The organism is Citrobacter sp. CK188 (genome assembly GCF_030333525.1).
Taxonomy (GTDB): Bacteria; Pseudomonadota; Gammaproteobacteria; order Enterobacterales; family Enterobacteriaceae; genus Citrobacter_B; species Citrobacter_B koseri.
In genome coordinates this window covers 225,642-250,727 of the sequence record NZ_JAOWFU010000036.1, presented here as the reverse complement: position 1 = coordinate 250,727, position 25,086 = coordinate 225,642, and the positions used below count along the sequence as shown (strand labels likewise).

General features: G+C 53.9%; 20 protein-coding genes and 1 pseudogene. 4 read left to right on the top strand and 17 right to left on the bottom strand.

The features are described from left to right. Positions 1-192 precede the first annotated feature (192 nt). The gene (gene uvrA, locus OGV67_RS18725) at positions 193-3,015 is read left to right on the top strand and encodes an excinuclease ABC subunit UvrA (RefSeq protein ID WP_012134614.1); all 2,823 of its coding nucleotides are present in this window, start codon (positions 193-195) and stop codon (positions 3,013-3,015) included. A 95-nt stretch (positions 3,016-3,110) separates the two neighbouring features. On the opposite strand, the gene OGV67_RS18720 is transcribed toward uvrA, so the two are convergent. The 5 genes from OGV67_RS18720 to dnaB form a co-directional block, all read right to left on the bottom strand. Then, positions 3,111-3,467 carry an MmcQ/YjbR family DNA-binding protein gene (locus tag OGV67_RS18720; protein ID WP_012134615.1) on the bottom strand — a complete coding sequence of 119 codons (357 nt, stop codon included), beginning with the start codon at positions 3,465-3,467 and terminating at the stop codon, positions 3,111-3,113. A 249-nt stretch (positions 3,468-3,716) separates the two neighbouring features. Next, complete coding sequence (gene aphA / locus OGV67_RS18715; protein ID WP_012134616.1) at positions 3,717-4,430, bottom strand: acid phosphatase AphA; 714 nt, start codon at positions 4,428-4,430, stop codon at positions 3,717-3,719. Positions 4,431-4,736: 306 nt separating this feature from the next. Continuing rightward, positions 4,737-5,930: an aromatic amino acid transaminase gene (tyrB, locus tag OGV67_RS18710; protein WP_071257673.1), complete on the bottom strand. Its 1,194-nt coding sequence runs from the start codon at positions 5,928-5,930 to the stop codon at positions 4,737-4,739. Positions 5,931-6,078: 148 nt separating this feature from the next. Beyond that, positions 6,079-7,158 (bottom strand): alanine racemase, encoded by a 1,080-nt coding sequence (alr, locus tag OGV67_RS18705; protein ID WP_071257671.1) that lies wholly within the window; start codon positions 7,156-7,158, stop codon positions 6,079-6,081. Positions 7,159-7,276: 118 nt separating this feature from the next. Beyond that, positions 7,277-8,692 (bottom strand): replicative DNA helicase, encoded by a 1,416-nt coding sequence (dnaB, locus tag OGV67_RS18700; protein ID WP_012134629.1) that lies wholly within the window; start codon positions 8,690-8,692, stop codon positions 7,277-7,279. Between the two features lie 81 nt (positions 8,693-8,773). Between dnaB and OGV67_RS18695 the strand changes: the two genes are divergently transcribed. After that, positions 8,774-9,757: a quinone oxidoreductase gene (locus OGV67_RS18695; RefSeq protein ID WP_012134630.1), complete on the top strand. Its 984-nt coding sequence runs from the start codon at positions 8,774-8,776 to the stop codon at positions 9,755-9,757. 176 nt (positions 9,758-9,933) lie between these two features. Here the strand turns inward: OGV67_RS18695 and pspG are convergent, their stop codons facing one another. The 4 genes from pspG to OGV67_RS18675 all read right to left on the bottom strand — a co-directional run bounded on the left by pspG (position 9,934) and on the right by OGV67_RS18675 (position 14,259). Next, a complete protein-coding gene (gene pspG / locus OGV67_RS18690) occupies positions 9,934-10,176 on the bottom strand; it encodes an envelope stress response protein PspG (RefSeq protein WP_012134631.1) in 243 nt (80 codons plus the stop codon). A 162-nt stretch (positions 10,177-10,338) separates the two neighbouring features. Further along, a complete protein-coding gene (dusA, locus tag OGV67_RS18685) occupies positions 10,339-11,376 on the bottom strand; it encodes a tRNA dihydrouridine(20/20a) synthase DusA (protein WP_110123652.1) in 1,038 nt (345 codons plus the stop codon). A 214-nt stretch (positions 11,377-11,590) separates the two neighbouring features. Then, complete coding sequence (locus OGV67_RS18680) at positions 11,591-12,280, bottom strand: DUF2931 family protein (RefSeq protein ID WP_286465895.1); 690 nt, start codon at positions 12,278-12,280, stop codon at positions 11,591-11,593. After that, on the bottom strand, positions 12,277-14,259 hold the full coding sequence (locus OGV67_RS18675) for an Hcp family type VI secretion system effector (protein WP_115615252.1): 1,983 nt from the start codon (positions 14,257-14,259) through the stop codon (positions 12,277-12,279). Before OGV67_RS18675 ends, OGV67_RS18680 begins: the two co-directional genes overlap by 4 nt. Positions 14,260-14,768: 509 nt before the next feature. On the opposite strand from OGV67_RS18675, the pseudogene zur reads away from it, so the two are divergent. Then, positions 14,769-15,282, top strand: a pseudogene (gene zur / locus OGV67_RS18670) (zinc uptake transcriptional repressor Zur). 93 nt (positions 15,283-15,375) lie between these two features. On the opposite strand, the gene OGV67_RS18665 reads toward zur, so the two are convergent. The 4 genes from OGV67_RS18665 to OGV67_RS18650 all read right to left on the bottom strand — a co-directional run bounded on the left by OGV67_RS18665 (position 15,376) and on the right by OGV67_RS18650 (position 18,279). After that, positions 15,376-15,585 carry a CsbD family protein gene (locus OGV67_RS18665; protein WP_024130835.1) on the bottom strand — a complete coding sequence of 70 codons (210 nt, stop codon included), beginning with the start codon at positions 15,583-15,585 and terminating at the stop codon, positions 15,376-15,378. Between the two features lie 137 nt (positions 15,586-15,722). Next, positions 15,723-17,042: an MATE family efflux transporter DinF gene (gene dinF / locus OGV67_RS18660; protein ID WP_115615253.1), complete on the bottom strand. Its 1,320-nt coding sequence runs from the start codon at positions 17,040-17,042 to the stop codon at positions 15,723-15,725. Positions 17,043-17,178: 136 nt separating this feature from the next. After that, positions 17,179-17,787: a transcriptional repressor LexA gene (lexA, locus tag OGV67_RS18655; RefSeq protein WP_012134642.1), complete on the bottom strand. Its 609-nt coding sequence runs from the start codon at positions 17,785-17,787 to the stop codon at positions 17,179-17,181. A gap of 123 nt (positions 17,788-17,910) precedes the next feature. Then, entirely contained in the window at positions 17,911-18,279 is a 369-nt protein-coding gene (locus OGV67_RS18650; protein ID WP_012134643.1) for a diacylglycerol kinase, read from the bottom strand. 170 nt (positions 18,280-18,449) lie between these two features. Here OGV67_RS18650 and plsB point away from each other — a divergent pair, with 170 nt between their 5' ends. Next, positions 18,450-20,870 carry a glycerol-3-phosphate 1-O-acyltransferase PlsB gene (plsB, locus tag OGV67_RS18645; protein WP_049011993.1) on the top strand — a complete coding sequence of 807 codons (2,421 nt, stop codon included), beginning with the start codon at positions 18,450-18,452 and terminating at the stop codon, positions 20,868-20,870. A gap of 91 nt (positions 20,871-20,961) precedes the next feature. Here plsB and ubiA read toward each other — a convergent pair whose 3' ends face one another. From ubiA to OGV67_RS18625, 4 genes are all read right to left on the bottom strand, one after another. Next, on the bottom strand, positions 20,962-21,831 hold the full coding sequence (gene ubiA / locus OGV67_RS18640; protein WP_012134645.1) for a 4-hydroxybenzoate octaprenyltransferase: 870 nt from the start codon (positions 21,829-21,831) through the stop codon (positions 20,962-20,964). A 12-nt stretch (positions 21,832-21,843) separates the two neighbouring features. Then, entirely contained in the window at positions 21,844-22,341 is a 498-nt protein-coding gene (ubiC, locus tag OGV67_RS18635) for a chorismate lyase (RefSeq protein WP_012134646.1), read from the bottom strand. Between the two features lie 181 nt (positions 22,342-22,522). Continuing rightward, positions 22,523-23,464, bottom strand: coding sequence for a maltose operon protein MalM (malM, locus tag OGV67_RS18630; protein ID WP_012134648.1), 942 nt, complete (start codon positions 23,462-23,464; stop codon positions 22,523-22,525). A gap of 154 nt (positions 23,465-23,618) precedes the next feature. Beyond that, complete coding sequence (locus tag OGV67_RS18625; protein WP_024130837.1) at positions 23,619-24,971, bottom strand: maltoporin; 1,353 nt, start codon at positions 24,969-24,971, stop codon at positions 23,619-23,621. Positions 24,972-25,086 lie beyond the last annotated feature (115 nt).

Sequence of the window (25,086 nt, the reverse complement as noted above, 5' to 3'; positions counted from 1 at the left end):
CAATAGCGTTTTTACTACGATGCGAGGCTGATTCCAGTAAACAACCTTGGGCGGACATTGTTACACAGTAGCCTGTGTTTTGCATTCCAATACTGTATATCCATTCAGGTTGAGTTGTGTCATAATTAACCGTTTGTGATCGCCGGTAGCGCCATGCGGCCGGGAAAAAGCGTTTTAATCCGGGAAAGGTGAATGGATAAGATCGAAGTTCGGGGCGCCCGCACCCATAATCTCAAAAACATCAACCTCGTCATCCCGCGCGACAAACTGATTGTCGTCACCGGGCTTTCGGGTTCTGGCAAATCCTCGCTCGCTTTTGACACCTTGTATGCCGAAGGGCAGCGTCGTTACGTTGAATCCCTTTCCGCATATGCGCGTCAGTTTCTGTCTTTGATGGAAAAACCAGATGTCGACCATATTGAGGGGCTGTCGCCCGCTATCTCAATTGAGCAGAAATCGACATCCCATAACCCGCGCTCTACGGTAGGTACAATTACCGAAATACATGACTATCTGCGTCTGCTGTTCGCCCGCGTGGGTGAACCGCGCTGCCCGGATCATGACGTCCCGCTGGCGGCGCAAACCGTCAGCCAGATGGTGGATAACGTGCTGTCTCAGCCGGAAGGCAAACGCCTGATGCTGCTGGCGCCCATTATTAAAGAGCGCAAAGGCGAGCACGCCAAAACGCTGGAAAACCTGGCCAGCCAGGGCTACATCCGCGCCCGTATTGATGGCGAGGTCTGCGATCTCTCCGATCCGCCGAAGCTGGAGCTGCAAAAGAAACACACCATTGAGGTCGTGATCGATCGTTTCAAAGTCCGTAGCGATCTGTCCCAGCGCCTGGCGGAATCTTTTGAAACCGCGCTGGAACTCTCCGGCGGCACCGCGATCGTCGCGGATATGGACGATACGAAAGCGGAAGAGCTGCTCTTCTCCGCCAACTTCGCCTGCCCAATTTGCGGCTACAGTATGCGCGAGCTGGAACCGCGTCTGTTCTCGTTCAACAACCCGGCGGGAGCCTGCCCGACCTGTGACGGCCTCGGCGTACAGCAATATTTCGATCCCGATCGCGTGATCCAGAACCCGGAGCTTTCTCTGGCTGGCGGCGCGATTCGCGGCTGGGATCGCCGTAACTTCTATTATTTCCAGATGCTGAAATCGCTGGCGGAACACTATAAGTTCGACGTGGAAGCGCCGTGGGGAAGTCTGAGTCAGAATGTGCATAAAGTCGTTCTGTACGGTTCCGGCAAAGAGAGCATCGAGTTCAAATACATCAACGATCGTGGCGACACCTCCGTGCGTCGCCATCCGTTCGAAGGCGTGCTGCACAACATGGAGCGCCGTTACAAAGAGACGGAGTCCAGCGCGGTACGTGAAGAGTTAGCTAAATTCATCAGCAACCGTCCGTGCGCCAGTTGTGAAGGCACGCGTCTGCGCCGTGAAGCACGTCATGTCTTCGTCGAGAATACTCCGCTGCCTGCGATCTCCGACATGAGCATCGGCCATGCGATGGACTTCTTCAACAATCTCAAGCTCGCAGGCCAGCGAGCAAAGATTGCGGAGAAGATCCTCAAGGAGATTGGCGACCGCCTCAAGTTCCTGGTAAACGTCGGCCTCAACTACCTGACGCTGTCCCGCTCGGCAGAGACCTTGTCCGGCGGCGAAGCCCAGCGTATCCGTCTGGCCAGCCAGATTGGCGCGGGGCTGGTAGGCGTGATGTATGTGCTGGATGAACCGTCTATCGGTCTCCATCAGCGCGATAACGAACGTTTGCTGGGAACGCTGATTCACCTGCGTAATCTCGGCAATACCGTGATTGTGGTGGAGCATGACGAAGACGCCATCCGCGCCGCCGACCATGTGATCGATATCGGCCCCGGCGCTGGCGTACACGGCGGTCAGGTCGTGGCCGAAGGGCCGCTGGAGGCGATTATGGCGGTGCCGGAATCCCTCACCGGCCAGTACATGAGCGGCAAACGCAAGATTGAAGTGCCGAAACAGCGCGTTCCCGCGAACCCGGAGAAAGTGCTGAAGCTGACCGGCGCGCGCGGCAACAACCTGAAAGACGTCACCCTGACGCTGCCGGTTGGCCTGTTTACCTGTATTACCGGCGTATCCGGGTCGGGTAAGTCCACGCTTATCAACGACACGCTGTTCCCGATTGCCCAGCGCCAGTTAAACGGGGCGACCATTGCGGAACCTGCGCCGTATCGTGATATTCAGGGGCTGGAGCATTTCGACAAAGTCATCGACATCGACCAGAGTCCAATTGGCCGTACGCCGCGCTCTAACCCGGCAACGTATACCGGCGTGTTTACGCCCGTACGTGAGCTGTTCGCTGGCGTGCCGGAATCACGCTCACGCGGCTATACGCCGGGACGTTTCAGCTTTAACGTGCGCGGCGGGCGCTGCGAAGCCTGTCAGGGCGACGGCGTCATCAAGGTTGAAATGCACTTCCTGCCGGATATTTACGTACCGTGCGACCAGTGCAAAGGCAAGCGCTATAACCGCGAAACGCTGGAGATTAAGTACAAGGGCAAGACTATCCACGAAGTGCTGGATATGACCATCGAAGAAGCGCGCGAATTCTTTGACGCCGTTCCGGCGCTGGCGCGTAAGCTGCAAACGTTGATGGACGTGGGACTGACCTACATCCGTCTCGGTCAGTCCGCCACCACGCTCTCTGGCGGTGAAGCACAGCGCGTGAAGCTGGCGCGTGAATTGTCGAAACGCGGCACCGGGCAGACGCTGTACATTCTGGATGAACCGACCACCGGTCTGCATTTTGCCGATATTCAGCAACTGCTGGACGTGCTGCACCAGTTGCGCGACCAGGGCAACACCATTGTGGTGATTGAGCACAACCTGGACGTCATTAAGACGGCGGACTGGATTGTCGATCTCGGCCCGGAAGGCGGCAGCGGCGGCGGCGAAATTCTTGTTTCCGGGACGCCGGAGACGGTCGCAGAGTGTGAAGCGTCACATACTGCCCGTTTCCTCAAGCCAATGCTGTAATAATGCCCGATGGCGCTGCGCTTATCGGGCCTACAGAATATGCGTAATAGTTTGTAGGCTCGATAAGGCGCTTGCGCCGCATCCGGCAAAACGGCTCACGGCTGCACCAACAGCTTACGCTTGTCCTCCGGCAGGGTACTTACCGCCAGTTGATAAGAGGCATCCACCAGATAATAGATTTGCGAATCCGGTAGCGAACCGTCCAGGTAGACGGTGCTCCAGTGCGCTTTATTAAGATGTCGGCTTGGTCGCACATCGCTGTGTTGCTGGCGCAGCAACTCCGCCAGTTCAGGGCTGGTTTTCAAAGATACCGCCGGGCGATTTTCCACCTCTTTCACCATGGCAAAAAGCACATCTTCAACCTTGATTTGTGTGGCTTTCCAGTCACTGTGAACGCTCTGTTCCGCGCCTGTTTTTGCCATGCAATATTGCAGTAACTCCGAATTGGTCATCTTCTTATTCCCCTTTTAAGCATATTGCCCCACTGAGAACGTCTCTTACTCAGTTTGCAGCAAGTCCGCCAAAGGTAAAAGCCAGCAGCTCAATTTTGTTCAAAAAAACAGCGATTGAGAATCTTGCCGGATGATGCCACTGTAGGCCGGATAAGGTGCCTGCACCGCCATCCGGCACCCGTGCCGCTTATTGCCTGATGGCGACGCTAATGCGTTTTATCAGTCCTGGGGCAAAAGGTTCCGCCGGTTTTAATATTCCGAGTTCACAATCACCTCTTCCCCAAACGCGCCGGCCTGCGGCAACGGTTTATAGGTAGAGTTGGAGGCGCGCAGGATGCGGATGCCACGAATGCCCGCGTCACGGGCTGCCGTAATGTCATTGTCGGAGTCGCCGTAGAAGATGCGGATATTTTTCTCCTGTAGCCACTGCGTTTTGGTGTTCTGGCCCGGCTTGTCGCCTGCAAAAATCACAGGATTCATATTGGCTGCGGGAATGTGGAAATCATCAGCCAGCGTTTTCGAGACGGTTTCGGTTTTCGTCTGGCTCCGCCCCGTGACAAAAAAGATGCTGTCGCCACGCCGGACGTGCATATCAATAAGCAGACGCGCCACCTCTTTCGGAATGCTGAACTCATCCCAGCCGTTGTTCATCTTCTCCCAGAATGCCGGATTTTTCAGATAATCCTCGCTTTCTGGCGAATAGACTTTTTTGCCGCGCCAGAAGCCAGGGCTGGAAAACAGCACGGTGTCATCAATATCAAACCCGACAGCAATGGGAGGACGACCCGCCAGGCTATTTTCGATCTGCGCGACAGAAACCCAGTGGATGGGAGACTGCTCGGCGAGTTTCGCAACATTGGTGCCAGGATTTAGCGGCGACGGCGAGGACGCCAGGGCGATTGCTGAATTATTTAACGTGAAAAGTAAACAAAAGGCGCTCAAGGCCAGGGTTATCTTGCGCATATTTTTCCCTAAATAGTCAGTTAGTTATGATTTTTAATTATATTGACTGGTCAAAAAACTCTCTGACCATAACCCCAGCGGCAGGTGAAAGGAAGAATTTTCTGCGGTTTTGTTACAGAAAAAGAGGATGATCACATATGAATGGAGGGGGCAGCGCTACCGCTTACCGGGCCTACGAGTTGCTTTGTAGGCCGGATAAGGCAACGCCGCCATCCGGCAGGTCGCCCGGTGGCGCTACCGCTTACCGGGCCTACGGGCTGCTTTGTAGGCGGATAAGGCAACGCCGCCATCCGGCAACACAATCACTTACATCACCGCAGCAAACGCCTTCGCCACGCGCTGGACATTGCCGGAATTCAGACCCGCCACGCACATGCGTCCGCTGGCGATCAGGTAGACGCCGAACTCATCACGCAGACGGTCCACCTGTGCAGCGCTCAGGCCGGTATAGCTGAACATGCCGCGCTGTTGCAGCAGATAATCAAAGTTACGGCCCGGTATCTCGGCGTTCAGGACATTCACCAGTTCCTGACGCATCGCCAGGATACGCGTACGCATTGCTTCCACTTCCGCCAGCCAGCTGGCTTTTAGCGCCTCATCGTTCAGTACGGCGGCAACCACCTGCGCGCCAAAATTCGGCGGGCTGGAGTAGTTACGGCGCACGGTGGCTTTGAGCTGACCCAACACGCGGCCTGCGGCCTCAGCGTCTTCACAGACCACCGAAAGCCCGCCCACACGTTCGCCATACAGCGAGAAGATCTTCGAGAAAGAGTTACTGACCAGCGCGGGCAATCCGGCGCTGGCAATGGCGCGAATCGCGTAGGCATCATCTTCCATACCGGCGCCAAATCCCTGATAGGCAATGTCGAGGAACGGAATCAACTCGCGCGCTTTCAGGATCTCAATAACCGCATCCCACTGCGAATGGGTTAAATCAGCACCGGTCGGGTTATGGCAGCACGGATGCAGCAGCACAATGCTGCGGGCAGGCAAGGTGTTGAGGGTCGCCAGCAAGTCGTTGAAACGTACGCCGTTAGTGGCGTTGTCATACCAGGGGTAAGTACTTACTTCGAAACCAGCGCCTTCAAAAATTGCGATGTGGTTTTCCCAGGTCGGGTCACTGACCCACACGGCGGATTCAGGAAAATAACGCTTCAGGAAATCCGCCCCTACCTTCAGCGCGCCGGAACCGCCCAGCGTCTGAATTGTCGCCACGCGTTGCTGCTGAAGAACCGGATGATCGGCGCCAAACAGCAACGGCGCAATGGTATGGCGATAGGTATTGAGACCTTCCATTGGCAGGTACAGCGACGCGCCGTGCGGCTGTGCATTAATCCGGGCTTCCGCTTCGGCAACGGCTTTAAGCTGAGGAATGATGCCCTCTTCGTTGTAATACAGACCGATGCTGAGATTCACTTTGTCGCTACGCGAATCCTCTTTGAAACGCTCCATAAGCGAAAGAATCGGGTCGCCAGCGTAGGCGTCAACTTTTTGAAACACGCTGTGGTTCTCCAGGTTTACAGGCAGGGGGTTAAAACACAATAAACCGGAAGCGAGAGAAGATCGAGAGGATGTTGATGTGAATATCGCCGGATGGCGGGGTATCCGCCTTATCCGGCCTGGGATCAATACGCCACCCGGCACGTATTTAATCGATATACTTCATCGCAACCCTTGATGTCAGGCGCGTGATAAGTTCGTAAGCACTCACTTTTGTCATTTCCGCAATGCGCTCAACGGGCAGACCTTCACCCCACAAAATGACCGGATCGCCTGCTTTGTCCTGCGCCTGAGGGCCTAAATCGACGCAGATCATGTCCATCGCCACGCGACCGACAATCGTCACTTCCCGACCGTTAACCAGCACCGGCGTACCGGATGGCGCCGCACGCGGATAACCATCGCCATAGCCCATAGCAACCACGCCCAGACACGTATCGCGCTCGCTGATCCATGTGCCGCCGTAGCCCACCGGTTCGCCCGCTTTATGCTCGCGAACGGCAATGAGGCTGGAGATTAGCGACATGACCGGCTGACAGCCAAAATCTTCGCCAGTGGACTGATTTTCCAGCGGCGAGACGCCGTAGAGGATGATGCCCGGTCGCGCCCAGTCAAAATGAGACTGTGGCCACAGCAGGATGCCGCCGGAAGCGGCGATGGAACGTTGCCCCGGTTTACCTTCGCAGAAGGTATTAAAAATATCGAGTTGCTGCTCGGTCGCACCGCATTCTGGCTCATCGGCGCGGGCGAAATGGCTGACGATATTTACCGGCTGGCGCACGTTTTTACACTGCGTAAGCCGTTGATAAAACGCTTCGGCTTTTTCAGGACGCACGCCCAGACGATGCATTCCCGTATCCAGTTTCATCCACACCGTTACCGGTTCATCCAGCCCGGCGGCTTCCAGCGCGGCAAGCTGTTCTTCGTTATGCACGGCGGTATGCAGATGCTGTGCAGAGATGACTGGCAGATCGGTGGCTTCAAAAAAACCTTCCAGCAACAGAATGGGCTGCGTGATCCCGCCCGTCCGCAGGCGCAGGGCTTCTTCAAGGCGGGCGACGCCGAAAGCGTCGGCATCAGGGAGCGTTCGCGCGGTCTCCAGAAGACCGTGTCCGTAAGCGTTCGCTTTCACGACCGCAACCAGCTTGCTGGCAGGCGCCAGTTCACGCAGACGTTGCAGATTGTGTCGCAGAGCGCGGCGGTTAATGACTACAGTTGCCGCTTGCATTTGAATTCCTTATAAAAAGAATCGCCAAAATCATTCGCGTTGCAGGACAAAACGCGCTGTCCCCGAAGGGGTAAGCGGGCGCAGTCAACGCATCTGCGGCGTGAATGATGAAGGAGATTTACTCGTCGTCGTATTGCGGTCCCGCATAGTTATCGAAACGCGACCATTGCCCGTTAAACGTCAGACGTACCGTACCGATTGGGCCGTTACGTTGTTTACCAATAATAATTTCTGCGATGCCTTTTAAGTCGCTGTTTTCGTGATAAACCTCGTCACGATAGATAAACATGATCAAGTCGGCATCCTGCTCGATGGAGCCGGATTCACGCAGATCCGAGTTGACCGGGCGTTTATCAGCGCGTTGTTCCAGAGAGCGGTTAAGCTGCGACAGCGCCACCACCGGCACCTGTAGCTCTTTTGCCAGCGCTTTCAGCGAGCGGGAGATTTCCGCGATTTCCAGCGTACGGTTATCGGAGAGCGACGGTACGCGCATCAGTTGCAGGTAGTCGATCATGATCAGGCTTAACCCGCCATGTTCACGGTAGATACGACGGGCGCGCGAACGAACTTCCGTCGGCGTCAGGCCGGATGAATCGTCAATATACATATTGCGCTTCTCCAGCAGGATGCCCATCGTACCGGAAATACGCGCCCAGTCTTCGTCATCCAGTTGACCCGTACGAATGCGCGTCTGGTCCACGCGCGACAGCGACGCCAGCATACGCATCATAATCTGTTCGCCGGGCATCTCCAGACTGAAGATCAGTACCGGTTTCTCCTGCAACATCGCGGCGTTTTCGCAGAGGTTCATCGCAAATGTCGTTTTACCCATCGACGGACGCGCCGCAACGATGATCAGATCCGAGCGCTGCAAACCGGCGGTTTTTTTGTTTAAGTCCTGATAACCGGTATCGACCCCTGTCACACCGTCATGCGGCTGCTGGAAAAGGGTTTCAATGCGCGCCACGGTCGCATCGAGGATTTGATCGATGCTTTTCGGGCCTTCGTCTTTATTGGCGCGGTTTTCCGCAATCTGGAAAACGCGAGATTCCGCGAGATCCAGCAGCTCGTCGCTGTTGCGCCCCTGCGGATCGTAACCCGCGTCGGCAATTTCATGGGCGACGGAAATCATATCGCGAACAACGGCACGTTCGCGGACAATATCCGCATAAGCGCTGATGTTCGCCGCACTTGGCGTATTTTTGGATAACTCCGCCAGGTAAGCAAAACCGCCAACGCTGTCCAGTTGCCCCTGAATTTCCAGCGACTCCGCCAGCGTGATCAGGTCAATGGGTTTCCCCATCTCCTGCAAACGGTGCATTTCGGTAAAAATATGCCGGTGCGGCCGGGTATAAAAGTCATCCGCCACTACGCGTTCGGCGACATCGTCCCAGCGTTCGTTATCCAGCATTAAACCGCCCAACACCGACTGTTCCGCTTCAATCGAGTGCGGCGGCACTTTCAGCCCGTCAACCTGCAAATCACGGTCACGCGCATCAGTCTGTTGTTTGTTGAAGGGTTTATTTCCTGCCATAGTGAATGGAGTTACCGAGATAAAGAATGGGTCGAAACTTTACCATATAAGTGGACCCTTACGATACGTTCTGGAGGAAGCATGGCAACACGAATTGAATTTCACAAGCACGGTGGCCCTGACGTCCTGAAAGCAGTGGACTTTACCCCTGTAGACCCGGCGGAAAACGAAATCCAGGTCGAAAATAAAGCGATTGGCATCAACTACATTGATACCTATATTCGCAGTGGGCTCTATCCACCGCCATCCCTGCCCAGCGGGTTGGGCACCGAAGCGGCGGGCGTGGTGAGTAAAGTCGGCAGCAACGTTAAACATATTAAAGCGGGCGACCGCGTCGTTTATGCCCAGTCTGCGCTCGGGGCTTACAGTTCGGTACACAATGTTCCCGCCGATAAGGCCGCCATTCTCCCTAAAGCGATCTCTTTCGAGCAGGCTGCCGCCTCTTTTCTGAAAGGGTTAACGGTCTTTTATCTGCTGCGCAAAACCTATGAGGTTAAACCCGACGAACCGTTTTTGTTCCATGCCGCCGCCGGGGGCGTGGGCCTTATCGCCTGCCAGTGGGCTAAAGCGTTGGGCGCGAAACTTATTGGCACGGTAGGCAGCGCGCAGAAAGCGCAAATTGCCTTACAGGCTGGCGCATGGAAAGTGATTAACTATCGTGAAGAAAATATCGCTGAACGGGTGAAAGAGATTACCGGCGGCAAAAAAGTACGGGTGGTTTACGATTCAGTCGGGAAAGATACCTGGGAAGCGTCGCTGGATTGCCTTCAACGCCGGGGGCTGATGGTGAGTTTTGGTAACGCTTCCGGCCCGGTGACCGGCGTTAACTTAGGCATCCTGAACCAAAAAGGCTCGCTGTACGTCACTCGCCCTTCTCTCCAGGGTTACATCACCAGTCGCGATGAATTGACCGAAGCCAGCAACGAGCTGTTTTCACTGATTGCCAGCGGCGTGATAAAAGTCGAGGTCGCGGAGAATCAGAAATACGCGTTGAAAGATGCGCAGCGCGCGCATGAGGTGCTGGAAAGCCGGGCAACGCAGGGATCGAGCCTGCTCATTCCGTAGTATGACGGGGAAAAGAATTAGGGCTTCCACACGGGAAGCCCTTTCTTTTTTAGTTCGGCTGTATGTAGGGTACAGCTCGATGAATTCATTAGCCGCGCAATAGTGACAGATTTGATAATCAATTCCTATTTGCTTCTAAGAAGAAAGTTACAGGTTGTGATCCTCTGCACAGTACCTTAGTAAAACCGACGGTTATTGCGCTGATACTGTGGGATTTTTGGCGTTTTTACCGCTTTGATGACCCACACCACGGCAACAGCCAACAGCAACCACGGCAGCAGTTTGATCACCAACGCAAACATCCCGCCCAGGAACATCACGGCGGTCGCCACCATCAGCGCAGCCAGAATCCCCAACAATGACACGCCGGTGGCCATCAGCATGATAAAAAAGCCCATCACAAAAAGTAGTTCCAGCATGATTCCCCCTGAATATGGAATGCCCGGTGGCGTAGCGCTTTGCGGGCCGACATATTCAGACCATTACAAGAAACATGCCAAAATTAATCTATTGATTTGCAAACAAAACGCCCCGCGACTGTGCGCAGGGCGTGGTGAAATTGACTAACTTTTAGTGAGAACTTAACGCTTATCCGCCACCCGTTTCAGCGCATGTTCCAGCACGTCAATGTCGGCGCCTGCTTTATGGGCATTTTCGCTCAGATAACGGCGCCACTGGCGCGCGCCAGGAATCCCCTGAAACAGCCCCAGCATATGACGGGTAATATGCCCGAGGTATGTCCCCTGGCTCAGTTCACGCTCAATGTACGGATACATGGCGCGAACGACAGCCACAGGATCGGCATCCGCCGTGGTCGCGCCAAAGATCTCACGGTCAACGGAGGCCAGAATGCCCGGGTTTTGATAGGCTTCGCGCCCGATCATCACGCCATCCATATGCTCCAGATGCGCTTTCGCCTCTTCCAACGACGTAATACCGCCGTTGATGGACATGGTCAGATGCGGGAAGTCACGCTTTAACTGGTAAACGCGCGGGTAATCCAGCGGCGGGATCTCGCGGTTTTCCTTCGGGCTGAGCCCGGAGAGCCAGGCCTTGCGCGCGTGGATAATAAACATCTCGCATTCGCCTTTACCGGCGACCGTATTGATGAAGTCACAGAGAAATTCGTAGCTATCCTGATCGTCAATACCGATACGGGTTTTGACCGTTACCGGGATCGACACTACGTCCCGCATCGCCTTCACGCAATCCGCCACCAGTTGCGCATTTCCCATCAGACAGGCGCCAAACATGCCGTTTTGTACGCGGTCAGACGGGCAGCCTACGTTAAGGTTAATTTCGTCATATCCTCGCGCCTGCGCCAGTTTCGCGCATTGCGCCAGCGCCGACGGATCGCTGCCGCCAAGCTGCAACGCCACCGGATGCTCTTCCTCGCTGTATGCCAGATAGTCGCCTTTACCATGAATGATCGCCCCGGTAGTTACCATCTCGGTATAGAGCAACGTCTGGCGAGACAGCAGACGCAGGAAGTAGCGACAATGTCTGTCCGTCCAGTCGAGCATCGGCGCGATAGAAAAACGATGAGCAGGATACAGGGCTAACTTCTCTGGCATCACGTTGGTTTGCAACGTGTTTTGTGACTCTTTATTTTGATGCATTTTTAAACTTTTTAACGTATTTTTGCATTCTCGGTACCTCTGACAGCCCCCTAAAAATGGGAGCCTACAGAGGAGAATGGAATGAGATATGGCCTACTATAGCATAGAGAAACACCCGCACGCAGATGGCACATTGAGGTTAAAAAGATGCCATGAGAAATAATGCCTGAATCATAACTGTTCGTGTGTTCATCATTGTTTCCCATCCACGTTATTACCACTCCCCGTAGGGGTAGGTTTTTCCTTTGATAAACGCTTCTGTATCGCTGGAATAACGGTATTCGCGCAGAAAGTCGCTGTTTGCCCCCTCCTTACAGATCGTCAGTTCATTACCCGACAGGGTGTGGATTTTCCGGGGCGTTACGGGGATGGCAGGATAATCGCCCACATCAGGGAACCAGATCCTGACCTTGCCACCAGGCGCAAGGCCGAACAGAATATTGTTGTACCAGAAAGGATCTCCTGAACGATCAGTATGGTCTGCTGGGGTCTTCATCCTCTGCCATATGGCAGGAGAAAACATCACGCGGGTTTCGTAGGTCTGATGGTCAATGAACGAATCCCAACAGAAGATCATATACTGTGGTGGTTTATTAACTTTATTAAAAGTCACCCCTCCCCGATGGAGATTTGTCTTCCATTTGTTAACTGAATCCGGATCTTTGTCCGTATGGTCAACCGTGTTAAAAGTATAGAGATACCCGTCTGTATCAATCACCCGAGCCTGCCTCACCCGTGCTGGAAGTCGCCAGGGAGTGATAAAAGAAAAACTCCATTTCCCGTAGGGTAAAGACCAGTCGCCGCTGGCAGCCTGCTTCGACTGTAAGGGATACGTCTGCGGGTGACTGCACCCCGCCAGCGCCAGCAGGACTGCCAGAATATGTAACCATCGTGCGTTCATCATTGTTTCCCGTCCATGTTGTAAACTGTTCTGAGCCATCCTGCGTCAGGCCGGTTAACGAAGCCGATCGTTTCAGAAGCAGAAACCCCGCCTTGTGGTTTACCCGTTTTACTTACGGCGACGGCATTCCAGTTTGCTGAACAGTGGATATAGGTTTTGGCGATAATTTCGATGTCTTGCCCGGAAAAACCGATTGCTGGCTGTCTCAAACGCGCGAATTTACCTATCCTTGTTGCATGTTCATAGAAAGTGAGAAGCTCACCTGGAATCTGAATATCTTTTTTGTTCTCAAGGGGTTCAAACATCACTCCCGCCTCCTTCGCCGCATCGACCATCACCCACAGAATTACCTTCGACCAGTCATTTCGGACAATACGCTGGCGCAGAGTCAGTGCGGCAAAGCTGCGCTTTTGCATCTGACCATAACGGTCAGTAGCGGCGTAGTCGTCTGACCAAACTTCAGGGGTGATTTCATTAGTACGAATAATCGGTGCGATAGCAGGAGAGGCTTCCAGAACCGGTAGTTGTGCCATGGTCTTCCGGTAAGCGCCGGAACGTTCATCAGGCTGATTTAATGGTAAAGTGTCCACCTGTGGGCGGGTAAGAAACAGATCCTCACGCGTCTTAGGCAGGTAACCGCCGCCAATGTCGGAATGCACTCCGGGTAAGGTTATCTCCGGCCAGGCAGGTGCCACGCTGTTAAGCGCAAAGTTATAGCGACATTCATGCTGAGCGGTGATATGGAAAACTTTTTGCGCCACGCCGGGCCGCAAATGAATATTGACGTCGCCCGTATCAGCGCTGTGCGGATTCAGACCATTAAAGGGAGTTCCAACGGCCGTGACGGTATCAAAAATACCCATAAAGCGGGTCTTTCCTGCAGGTTTCCCCGTGTAGACCTGCTTTACCATGCCAGCATTAATGGCATTCACAATTGCGCCGTCTTCTGACTGTACGCGATTCGCAAAATGACGGGCCGCCGCCGCACCGCGACTGAAGCCGAAAATATCAAACAGCAAGTTCTCAATAATAAGTTTGCCCTCCAATATACGTATTGTGGCCTTTATTGCTTCAGCCAGTTGCGCTACCGCATCGTCAGTTTTAGCGATTACACCGTAATCAGACGTGCCAAGCCCTAAGCCGATCATGCTGTCCGCTTCACCAGCCTGCGTACCTATGCCCTCAATATATACGGCATGTTGAATATATTTCCCGTCAGCTGGAAATCGTTGCAAATACAATTCATTTAGCCAGTGTATATTTGTATAGTATCCGTAGTAGCTGGTTGCCTCTGTACCACTCAGCCCCATTTTTTCGGAAGCACTCTTTTGGAGAATTCTTTCCGCATCAGGGTTATCAATGTCAAAATGCTGCGCGGTACAAGCCGCCAGCATATTTCGCGTATTGACCGCGTTATTGCCCGTACCATCGAAGAAGATCCCCAGCACCAGCGTAACCTTTCGTTTCTCCGGCTCCGGGGGAGGAGATATAACCTGCGCCACTGGAAAGAGCTGATTATATCGTTCAGGCGTAACAAGGTAATCGAATTCAGTACCAGCGAGAAGATGCTGACAATGAATATAATCATAATCCAGCGAAATATATTCATAATCCAAACTATTTTGCCGTGATTCAGATACCAGCCGATTTAATCTTGCCCCTCTCAGTTTAATGACATAATACTTCTCCCACCGGCCAAATCTATTGATCCGATAAATATCAAAGCGCATTTTAAGATTTTCATTATTATTGATCGCATTTGTCAGTAACGGTGACGCCCTGTCAATTACTTTGCTAAAGGACAGCCCCTGATGCTTCACCCCCATTCCAGTGTTTGATATCCCCTGCGTAAGGCTAAAAACGAAAATTTCATCTTCATGTCCCTGCTGCCAACGATTCCCCACTGAAGTTGTGGTTCCACAACCAGAGGAAATATCCCCCTGATGCTCACCCTCAATGGTTACATAAATAATATCACCCATTTGTGCCCCTGATTTATTACACCACTTTTATGAGAGTAATTCTCTGGGGACAGTAATATTTTGTGCATCGTCAAAAAATAACGTATTGCCACCACGATTTAAGAATAATAATGTTACAAATAAAAAGCAGAACAATAAATACCCTTAAAGCATACTGAACATGAATATCATAAAATTTTCATAGGTGAACGCTTATAAAAGGCCCTCACTTAAGTCTCATGGTAATTTTACTGAGCAATTTTAATAATACGATTAGCGTTAATAGATAACCGTTCAATGATAGAAAATAATACCACGGGTGAAAGTCCAGTGACTTTATGGACTATTCCTCCCGGTTCAATTTACCCACTTACAGAAACCAGTGACAGACGCGCCACCGTGCAGGTATTGCTTTTTGCATAAAACGGTTATGTGTAGCAACCAGAGCTGTGTTATGAGCTGCTTCTCGGCGTTTTACGCAGAACATGGTAAAGTAGAAGATTAACCTTTCACGCAATCCGAGGTGCCACATGGAAAAGACCACCACGCAAGAGCTTTTAGCGCAAGCTGAAAAACTCTGTGCGCAACGCAATGTGCGGCTGACACCCCAGCGCCTCGAAGTGTTGCGTCTGATGAGCCTACAGGAAGGCGCGATCAGCGCCTATGACCTGCTGGATCTGCTGCGTGAAACGGAGCCGCAGGCCAAACCGCCGACGGTGTCGTGCGCTCGATTTTCTGCTTGAGCAGGGTTTTGTTCACAAGGTCGAATCCACCAACAGCTACGTGCTCTGTCACCTGTTCGATCAGCCGACCCATAGCTCGGCTATGTTTATCTGCGACCGTTGTGGTGTGGTAAAAGAGGAGTGTGCTGAAGGCGTGGAAGACATTATGCATACGCTGGCGGCAAAAATGGGGTTCGCTCTGCGCCATAACGTGATTGAAGCACACGGGTTATGCCCGGCGTGTGTGGAAGTCGAAGCCTGTCGCCACCCCGGTGAGTGCCAGCACGACCATTCTATTCTGGTGAAGAAGAAACCACGTTAAATAAATCGGGCGGCTAATCCGCAGACGCCGCCCAAAGCAAGTACGTTGAACAGAGGGGAGTACGTCCTTGTACTCACGGGCAGGAGAAGTTGATTACCAGCGGTAGTCGTTACGGTTTTCCCATTCTTTCACTTCTTTTTCCGCCTCATCTTTTGCGTAACCATAGCGTTCCTGGACTTTACCCACCAGTTGATCACGCTTACCTTCGATGACTGTCATATCGTCATCGGTCAGTTTGCCCCATTGCTCTTTCACTTTACCTTTAAACTGTTTCCAGTTGCCGCCGATTTCGTCTTTATTCATCATCAAGTCCTCATCGTTCGGTTGTGAATAGCGGGAGAACGTCGCTCAAACGCATTACGTTTTCTGCTGAACGTGAGATTAATTGTAGTCAGTGATTCGGCCTTCATTTTTTAATTCAGAGTTTTTAACCACCGGACTCAGGCAAACCAGGTCCCTTTTCGCCAGTGTCGCCGCCAGATAAATGCCAGAGAAAGCCCACGAAGCGCCAGAAAAACGGTTAGCGCAAGCCACAGTCCGTGGTTCCCCAGCAGCGGTATCGTCAGTAGGGTGAGCGCAAACCCGGCTGCGGCGACAGCCATGCTGTTACGCATTTCAGCCGCCCGCGTCGCCCCGATAAACATACCGTCCAGCAAATAGCACCAGACGCCCACCAGCGGCAGAACCACCTGCCAGATAAGATAGCGATCGGCCAGAAGCTGAATCTGCGGCAGCGAAGTCAGCAGTGCGATGATGTACTCACCCGCCAGCGCATAAACCAGCGCAAACAGCAGCGCCACAATTCCCGACTGGCGACACGCCGCCCGCCATACGTCCAGTAGCTGGCTGCCGTCCCGCGCGCCATAAGCCTGACCCGAATGGGCTTCTACCGCATAGGCGAAGCCGTCCAGCGCATAGGCAGTAAAAGTCAGCAACGTCATAAGAACGGCATTCACCGCAATGATATCGCTTCCCATACGGGCGCCCAGTACCGTGATTGCGCCAAAACAGAGTTGCAGCAGCAGCGAACGCAGCATGATGTCGCGATTAAGCGCCAGCAAACGACGGAAGTTCCCGCGCCAGGCCTGTTTCAACATACCGGGAGAGACACCGCGCAGATGAAGGACTTTGCGTACCATCAGCAGACCAATTAACAGCGTGGCATATTCGGCGATGACCGTCGCCAGCGCAGCCCCCTGCACGTTCATGTGCAGCCCCATAACCAGCCACAGGTCGAGAACGATGTTCAGGATATTCCCGACAATCAGCAGTATAACCGGTGCACGGGCGTACTGAACGCCAAGCAGCCAACCAAGCAAAACCAGATTCGCCAGAGATGCCGGGGCGCTCAGCCAGCGGATCGCCAGAAAGCGTCTTGCCTGCTCCAGCACCGCTTCGCTACCGCCAACGATATGCAATGCCAGATCGATAATCGGCGTGCGCAGCAGCGCAATCAGCGCCCCCGCGCTCAGCGCCAGGATGAGTGGTTGCACCAACGCTCTCGCCAGCGCTTGCGGATTTTTCGCGCCAAAGGCCTGCGCCGTTAACCCGGTAGTGCTCATGCGTAAGAAGAGCAACAGCATGAAAAGGAAGCTGGTTGCGGTTGCGCCAATGGCAACACCACCCAAGTAGACGGGGCTATCGAGATGACCAATAACAGCCGTATCCACCAGACCCAGTAAGGGGACGGTGATGTTGGAAAAAATCATGGGTAAGGCGAGGCGCCAGAGTGCTTTATCAGAGGATGTGAAGAAAGGCATGCAGATGAGCCTGAGAAAAAGTCAAATAAACCAATCGATTAATCGCCGGATGGCGGCATAAATGCCTTATCCGGCCTACGGGGATATTTGTAGGCCTGATAAGCGCAGCGCCATCAGGCGTTGTGCCGGCACCTGATTACAACCATTCACCGTTACGGATAACGCCTACCGCCAGTCCTTCGATGGTGAAGCTCTGCTCACGCAGGTCAACCACAATCGGTTTAAATTCGCTATTTTCTGGCAAAAGTTCAACTTTATTGCCCTGTTTTTTCAGGCGTTTTACCGTGACTTCATCGTCAATACGCGCCACAACCACCTGGCCGTTACGGACATCCTGAGTTTTATGCACTGCCAGCAGATCGCCGTCCATAATTCCGATATCTTTCATCGACATGCCGCTAACACGCAGCAGAAAATCAGCATTGGGTTTAAACAGCGAGGGATCGACCTGATAATGGCCTTCGATATGCTGCTGCGCCAGCAGCGGTTCACCGGCGGCGACACGACCGACCAGCGGCAACCCTTCTTCTTCGTCCAGAAGCAGGCGAATACCGCGCGATGCGCCGGAAACAATTTCAATCACCCCTTTACGCGCCAGCGCTTTCAGGTGTTCTTCAGCGGCGTTTGGGGAACGGAACCCCAAACGCTGCGCGATCTCCGCACGCGTTGGTGGCATACCTGTCTGGCTGATGTGATCCCGAATGAGATCAAACACCTCTTGCTGCCTGGCCGTTAACGCTTTCATTCCGCCCCCTGGGTGTATATACAGTTATGCTGTGAGTATATACAGCTAAAGGTGATTTTGGAACCATAAACTGCGCAGAAAACAGGAGTTTTATACCGTTATGGAATCTTTATCGAAAAAACCTTAGCGGAAATGTGACCATAGCAGGAGACCCCAGGTCATCAGCGCGACGAAAATAGACAGCAGCACCGCCGCAGACCCCATGTCCTTCGCGCGGCCGGAGAGTTCATGGTATTCAGAGCCAATACGGTCAACAACAGCTTCAATGGCGCTGTTAAGGATTTCAACAATCATCACCAGCATCACGGAACCAATCAGCAATACGCGAGTAATGGCATCCACATCCAGCCAGCAGGCAATCAGCACACCTGCCAGCACGGCGATGCTTTCCTGGCGAAACGCCGCTTCGTTGACCCATGCGGCGCGAAAACCTTTCCAGGAATAGCCTGCGGCTTTAATGATTCGGGTGAATCCAGTGGTATTATTGGCCATTAAAAGAACCTTTTTGCATTATTAGCGTCAATGAAATTATATCGTTGGCCCGTATGATTCGGGCGACGGCAACGCAGCGCGAAGTATGACGGGATACACCAGAAATTCACCAGACTTTCTGATATCCTTGCTGCGCATTTGCATTATTAACCAGAGGCTTTACATCGTTTATGTCCGGCTGGCCACGAATTTACTACAAATTACTGAATTTACCATTAAGCGTGCTGGTAAAAAGCAAGTCTATTCCGGCAGATCCTGCCCCGGAGTTGGGGCTTGATACATCGCGCCCTATTATGTACGTATTGCCGTACAACTCCAAAGCAGACCTGCTGACGCTGCGCGCCCAGTGTCTGGCGCACGATCTTCCCGACCCGCTGGAGCCGCTGGAGATCGACGGAACGCTGCTGCCGCGTTATGTCTTTATTCACGGCGGGCCGCGTGTCTTCACCTATTACACGCCAAAAGAAGAGTCCATTAAGCTTTTCCACAACTATCTCGATCTCCACCGCAGCAATCCCGATCTGGATGTGCAAATGGTGCCGGTATCGGTGATGTTTGGCCGCTCTCCGGGGCGCGAAAAAGGAGAAGAGAACCCGCCTTTACGTATGCTGAACGGCGTGCAGAAATTCTTTGCCGTCTCCTGGCTGGGACGCGACAGCTTTGTTCGTTTCTCGCCGTCCGTGTCTTTGCGTCGGATGGCTGACGAACACGGCACTGACAAGACAATAGCGCAGAAACTGGCGCGCGTGGCGCGTATGCACTTCGCCCGTCAACGTCTGGCGGCGGTCGGGCCGCGTCTGCCAGCCCGTCAGGATCTGTTTAACAAGCTGCTGGCTTCAAAAGCCATCGCTCGCGCCGTGGAAGATGAAGCGCGCAGCAAAAAAATCTCCCATGAAAAGGCGCAGCAAAACGCCATTGCGCTGATGGAAGAGATTGCCGCCAACTTCTCCTACGAGATGATCCGTCTGACCGACCGTATTCTGGGCTTTACCTGGAACCGTCTTTATCAGGGGATTAACGTCCATAACGCCGAGCGCGTTCGTCAGTTGGCGCACGACGGGCATGAAATTGTCTATGTGCCCTGCCACCGCAGCCATATGGACTATATGCTGCTTTCCTACGTGCTGTATCACCAGGGGCTGGTGCCGCCGCATATCGCTGCGGGCATCAACCTGAACTTCTGGCCGGCGGGTCCGATTTTCCGCCGTCTGGGCGCGTTCTTTATTCGTCGTACCTTCAAGGGCAACAAGCTCTACTCCACCGTTTTCCGTGAATACCTGGGCGAGCTGTTCAGCCGTGGTTACTCAGTCGAATATTTCGTCGAAGGCGGTCGATCGCGTACCGGTCGTCTGCTCGACCCGAAAACCGGCACGCTGTCGATGACCATTCAGGCGATGTTGCGCGGCGGCACGCGTCCTATCACGCTGGTGCCGATCTACATCGGCTATGAGCATGTGATGGAAGTGGGCACTTACGCCAAAGAGTTGCGTGGCGCGACGAAAGAGAAAGAGAGCCTGCCGCAGATGCTGCGCGGTTTAAGCAAACTGCGTAATCTGGGCCAGGGCTACGTCAACTTTGGCGAACCGATGCCATTGATGACTTACCTCAACCAGCATGTGCCGGAGTGGCGTGAATCCATCGATCCTATCGAGTCTATCCGCCCGGCCTGGCTGACGCCGACGGTGAATAACATTGCCGCCGATCTGATGGTGCGCATTAACAACGCCGGTGCCGCCAACGCCATGAACCTGTGCTGCACCGCGCTGCTGGCTTCCCGCCAGCGCTCTCTGACCCGTGAGCAACTGACTGAACAGCTCGACTGCTATCTGAGTCTGCTGCGCAACGTGCCGTACGCGGCGGATTCTACGGTTCCTGCGCAGAGCGCCAGTGAACTGATCGACCACGCCTTGCAGATGAACAAGTTTGAGGTCGAGAAAGACACCATCGGCGATATCATCATTCTGCCGCGCGAGCAGGCCGTGTTGATGACTTACTATCGCAACAACATCGCGCATATGCTGGTTCTGCCTTCCCTGATGGCGGCCATCATTACCCAGCACCGCCACATCTCGCGTGACGCGCTGATGCAGCATGTTGACGTGCTCTATCCGATGCTGAAAGCGGAACTGTTCCTGCGCTGGGAACACGATGAGCTTGCCAGCGTGATTGACGCGCTGAGCAGTGAGATGCAACGTCAGGGGCTGATCGCCGTACAGAACGATGAGCTGCATATCAATCCGGCACATTCTCGCACGCTGCAACTGCTGGCGGCTGGCGCGCGCGAAACGCTGCAACGCTATGCCATCACCTTCTGGCTGTTGAGCGCGAATCCGTCGATCAACCGTGGTACGCTGGAAAAAGAGAGCCGCACGGTCGCGCAACGTCTTTCCGTTCTGCACGGCATTAACGCGCCGGAGTTCTTCGATAAAGCGGTGTTCAGTTCTCTGGTGCTGACTCTGCGTGATGAGAAATACATCAGCGATACCGGAGACGCCGAGCCTGAGCAGACGATGAAGGTGTATCAGATGTTGGCCGATTTGATCACGTCGGATGTGCGTCTGACCATTGAGAGCGCAACGCAGGGCGAGTGACAATAAAAAGCCGGGTGGCGGCTTCGCCCTACCCGGCCTACATTCTGCGCAATATGTTATGTAGGCCCGGTAAGCGCTACCGGGCTTTTTTTCAGCCAACGTAACTCATCGCCAGCCCTAAAAACAGCACCAGGCCGACGTAGTTATTGTTCATAAACGCTTTAAAACAGGCTTCACGTTCGCGCCCGACAATCAGTTTCTGCTGATACACAAACAGCGCGCCGGCCACCAGCACCGACCAGTAATACCCCCAGCCCAGCCCGTTCAGCCAGCCAATCAGCGCCATTAGCGCCAGCACCGCAATCTGCAAAATCCCGATAATAAGTTTGTCATGTCGCCCGAACAGAATGGCCGTCGATTTAATGCCGATTTTCAGATCGTCGTCCCGGTCAACCATCGCATACTGCGTGTCGTAGGCCACCGCCCAGAGGATATTGGCCAGGAACATCAGCCAGCAGCTCAGCGGCACGGACTCACTCACCGCCGCAAACGCCATAGGAATAGACCAGCCGAACGCCGCGCCCAGCACAACCTGCGGCAAATGGGTGTAACGCTTCATGAAGGGATAGACCCACGCCAGCGCCAGCGCCGCAATCGACAGCAGAATGGTCATCGTATTCAGCGTTAACACCAGCAGGAAGGAGAGCGCTACCAGTACGACAAACAGCGTGCGCGCCTCTTTCTCCGTGACCGCCCCGCTGGGCAACGGTCGGTTGGCCGTGCGTTTCACATGTCCATCAAACTTACGATCGGCATAATCGTTGACCACGCAACCGGCGGCGCGCATTAACCAGACCCCGGCGACAAACACCGCCAGAATCCACAGTTGCGGCACTCCCGGCGTCGCTACCCACAGCGCCCATAATGTCGGCCAGAGCAGCAGTAAGGCACCGATTGGCTTATCCGTACGCATCAGGCGGTGAAACGCCAACAGCTTATTCTGCGTCAGACTCCACTCCATTTTGTTTTCCTCTTAATACAACGGTGATGCGGGCAAAAACAGCTCGGTAAGCATCAGCGGCTTACCGCTCAGACGCAGGCGGGAACGACGCCCCCACAGTGCGGCATCACGACCAATCTCAATAAAATCTCGGGTCAACGTTGATGATGTAAACAGGTAGCGCCCTAACGGCGTTTTTCCCAGATTTTGTAAGGCCAGCTCAGGGCCGCACAACGTTGATTCAGGCACGACGGTACGCCCGGCAAGCCATGGTTCGCCGTCTGCACATAACAAAATTTCACGTAACCAGTAGCGGGATTCGACCGGTAGCAGCGCCACCTCTTCAGCCACTTCATGTGGACCAACAAACGCTTCCCGAAGCAATGTCACGCTTACCCGTTTCCCTTCTTGCTCAAAACGTTTGGTCATGGAATCTTCCAGAAGTAACCAGTCGAGCAACCGGGAATCCAGCGCAGGAATCTCTTTAAAATAGCGCAGCGCACGCAGTTGCGTTAACGCAGGGTGTGACATGCCGTACTCTCCGTTTCATAACGTAAAGGCATTGTATCGCAGAAAAGAGATTACGGGAGGCGTAAACATAATTAAGTGATCGGTTGCGCAACAGAAGTGTAACAACTCGCATGGAATGCTAAAAAAAAGGTGCGCCAGGAGACGCACCAGTTGTTGCAAAATCAGCAATGTGGGGAGACGCTTACCCCTTGCCTTTTACACTGCTGATAAACGTGGAACGGGCAGATGTCGATCCCAGGCGTTCGGCTTCATCAAGCAGTTTCAGAGCTTTATCAACGTCACCTTTCGCTACCGCGTCCTTAATCGCATTGTTGAAGTAGCTTTCCGTGTCGTTCAGCATTGGCTCGCTTTTCTTCGCCGGGGCAGGCGCTGGCGCGGCAACGGCTGGTGCGGTATAGGCGGTCGCCGGTGCCGCAGTGTTGCCGACGGTGACAGGTCCCGGACCGGAAGAACCAAACAGCGGGCCAACCAGTACGCTGGAGCTGCTGTTGGTTTTCACTTTCAGTTTCAGCAGGCCATCAGTCGTGTGGCGCGCGATCGGATCGGGAATATCCGGGACGGCATTACCCACGCCTTTCGCATACGCTTTTGCCGGGTCAAGCAGCGTGGTGGTCTGCTGGAGATCGTTATTGGTGGTAAACACCAGAACGTACAGCTTCTGCTGGCCCAGCGCAGGCGTCAGGCGCATCACCCCTTCCAGACGATCCGCGCTCATCACGCCGGGGGCCTGGTAGGTAAAGTAGCTGCTGGGAAAAAACGCTGAAGGCGTCAGGTTCTGGTCGAGAATCAGCACGTTCGGTGCAAATACGCTGGTTTGTTTGTTAACTTCGCTGCTCAATGTCAGCGTGAGCTCACCGATGTTCGCCGGTACGCTATACGCGGCAACCGGGCCTGTAATACCGGCGACGTCAAGCCGCTGACCACCGGTGGAAAGCTGTGTGGACTGCGTACTGGACTGGTCGACAGGCGTCCAGGTGAGTTGTTGTAGTGCGGCGGTCGGAATCGCAGGCGCTGCGCTGGTGTTTTGCGGAACATAGTTTACATCCGCCAGGCTGATGCCTGGTGCGCTTGCCAGCAACCCTGCCGATAAACAAAGGGCGACGAGACTTTTCTTCATTTTCATTGTTATCACCTCAGATAGCACGGGTTCAGCGGTGGCCAGGCAATAGCGCGCTAAACCGCGAGAAACGGTGCAGATAATGCCGGATAGCGGCTACGCCTTATCCGGCCTGCATCTCGTTACCGGGGGACTTGCGCCCCCCTCGTTATGTCACGTATTACCACCAGATTTCCATCTGGGCGCCGAAGGACCACTCATCGTTGTCGCCACGGCTGGTTGTGTTGAAGCCGGAGTTATTCGATGCGGCATAACGCAATGTGTTATCGCCATCTTTGATATAGCCCCATTTCTCATCCCACTTCGCGTAGGTTGCGAAGAGACGGATGGCCGGGCGGGACCAGATGCTGTCGCCAGCCTGCCATTGTTGCGCCAGGGTGATTTTGTACTGGTTGTTGCGATCGCCAGTCTGTTGAGATTTGACGTTGTCGTAACCGACTTCCAGCAGGGTGCTCATGATCGGCGTCCATTTGAACATCGGACGAACGCCCACGGTCCACCAGTCAGTACCCAGATCGTTATCCAGGTCCTGTTTCTGGAACATACCGACGTACATCAGGTCCCAACGGTCGCCCAGAGAGATCGCCCCGTGGTCCAGAATACGCCACAGCTTACCGTTGTTATTGACGTAACGATCGACATAATGGAGCTGATCGTCGCCTTCGCCGATATCAAAGGTCGAGCCGTAAGAACCCTGAGGAATACCTTTACCCTGCGTGGTCATCGCGTCAGTGGCGTACTGAACCACAAACTTGTTGTAGCCCTTCAGCATGCTCTGGGTATGTTCAGCAGTGAACATCCAGCCGTCTTTAGATGCGCCGTCAGCCAGGCGATAATCGTCAGTGGTGTTTGCGCGACCATAGTCGACACCCAGTTCCAGCACGCCATCCGGGTTCGTTTCCAGACCGGCTAAACGCACGTCGAAGACGTCGTTGGCGGTGTCTTTAGAAGAGTTGTAAATATCCTGGCTGCTGAAGGTGTAGGAACCACCGGCTTCCTGAGAGCGGGTCGCTGCCAGAGACAGTTTACCGAAGCCCAGGTCGATGTTTTCGATACCCGCACCAGGACCAGAAATATCCCAGTAGTAGAAGTCGATCATGTGAACGTCATGACGCTGATAGAAGCGCTTACCCGCCCAGATGGTGGAGCCTGGCAGCCAGTCAATCAGGTTTTTACCCTGCACGTTGGCTTCACGGAACGCCGGATCGGTTGCTTCCCAGTCATTCTGTTGCGCTACGGAGTAGGCCACGTTAGTGTCGAAATAGAAGCTCTTGTCGCCTTCTTTCCACACTTCCTGACCCAGTTTCAATTCCGCATAGGTTTCACATTCGTTACCAAGACGGTATTTACTTTGAGCGCCAGTTGCCTGGAAACATTGTTGTTCGCCGCCACTACCCGTCCAGCCGATACCGGAACGAGCATAACCATGGAAATCCACTGCCATTGCCTGAGCAGACATAACGCCTGCTGCGACGGCAACCGCCAGAGGAAGTTTGCGCAGAGTAATCATTATTCTATCTCCTGAGATCATTGCTTTTCTTTAAACGCGTCCCCCTTCGGACTGCCTCTTTGTTGGCGGTGTTTTTTCACTTGCCGCCTTGATGCATCCTCGAATGGTTTTGCGTTTT

Bases quoted from the DNA above. Each gene is read 5' to 3' on its own strand.
- alr (WP_071257671.1), bottom strand. From the start codon at position 7,158: ATGCAAGCGGCAACTGTAGTCATTAACCGCCGCGCTCTGCGACACAAT.
- OGV67_RS18665 (WP_024130835.1), bottom strand. From the start codon at position 15,585: ATGAATAAAGACGAAATCGGCGGCAACTGGAAACAGTTTAAAGGTAAA.
- ubiC (WP_012134646.1), bottom strand. From the start codon at position 22,341: ATGTCACACCCTGCGTTAACGCAACTGCGTGCGCTGCGCTATTTTAAA.
- OGV67_RS18675 (WP_115615252.1), bottom strand. From the start codon at position 14,259: ATGGGTGATATTATTTATGTAACCATTGAGGGTGAGCATCAGGGGGAT.
- malM (WP_012134648.1), bottom strand. From the start codon at position 23,464: ATGAAAATGAAGAAAAGTCTCGTCGCCCTTTGTTTATCGGCAGGGTTG.
- plsB (WP_049011993.1), top strand. From the start codon at position 18,450: ATGTCCGGCTGGCCACGAATTTACTACAAATTACTGAATTTACCATTA.
- ubiA (WP_012134645.1), bottom strand. From the start codon at position 21,831: ATGGAGTGGAGTCTGACGCAGAATAAGCTGTTGGCGTTTCACCGCCTG.
- aphA (WP_012134616.1), bottom strand. From the start codon at position 4,430: ATGCGCAAGATAACCCTGGCCTTGAGCGCCTTTTGTTTACTTTTCACG.
- pspG (WP_012134631.1), bottom strand. From the start codon at position 10,176: ATGCTGGAACTACTTTTTGTGATGGGCTTTTTTATCATGCTGATGGCC.
- lexA (WP_012134642.1), bottom strand. From the start codon at position 17,787: ATGAAAGCGTTAACGGCCAGGCAGCAAGAGGTGTTTGATCTCATTCGG.
- dnaB (WP_012134629.1), bottom strand. From the start codon at position 8,692: ATGGCAGGAAATAAACCCTTCAACAAACAACAGACTGATGCGCGTGAC.
- uvrA (WP_012134614.1), top strand. From the start codon at position 193: ATGGATAAGATCGAAGTTCGGGGCGCCCGCACCCATAATCTCAAAAAC.
- OGV67_RS18680 (WP_286465895.1), bottom strand. From the start codon at position 12,280: ATGATGAACGCACGATGGTTACATATTCTGGCAGTCCTGCTGGCGCTG.
- OGV67_RS18695 (WP_012134630.1), top strand. From the start codon at position 8,774: ATGGCAACACGAATTGAATTTCACAAGCACGGTGGCCCTGACGTCCTG.
- OGV67_RS18720 (WP_012134615.1), bottom strand. From the start codon at position 3,467: ATGACCAATTCGGAGTTACTGCAATATTGCATGGCAAAAACAGGCGCG.
- dusA (WP_110123652.1), bottom strand. From the start codon at position 11,376: ATGCATCAAAATAAAGAGTCACAAAACACGTTGCAAACCAACGTGATG.
- dinF (WP_115615253.1), bottom strand. From the start codon at position 17,042: ATGCCTTTCTTCACATCCTCTGATAAAGCACTCTGGCGCCTCGCCTTA.
- OGV67_RS18650 (WP_012134643.1), bottom strand. From the start codon at position 18,279: ATGGCCAATAATACCACTGGATTCACCCGAATCATTAAAGCCGCAGGC.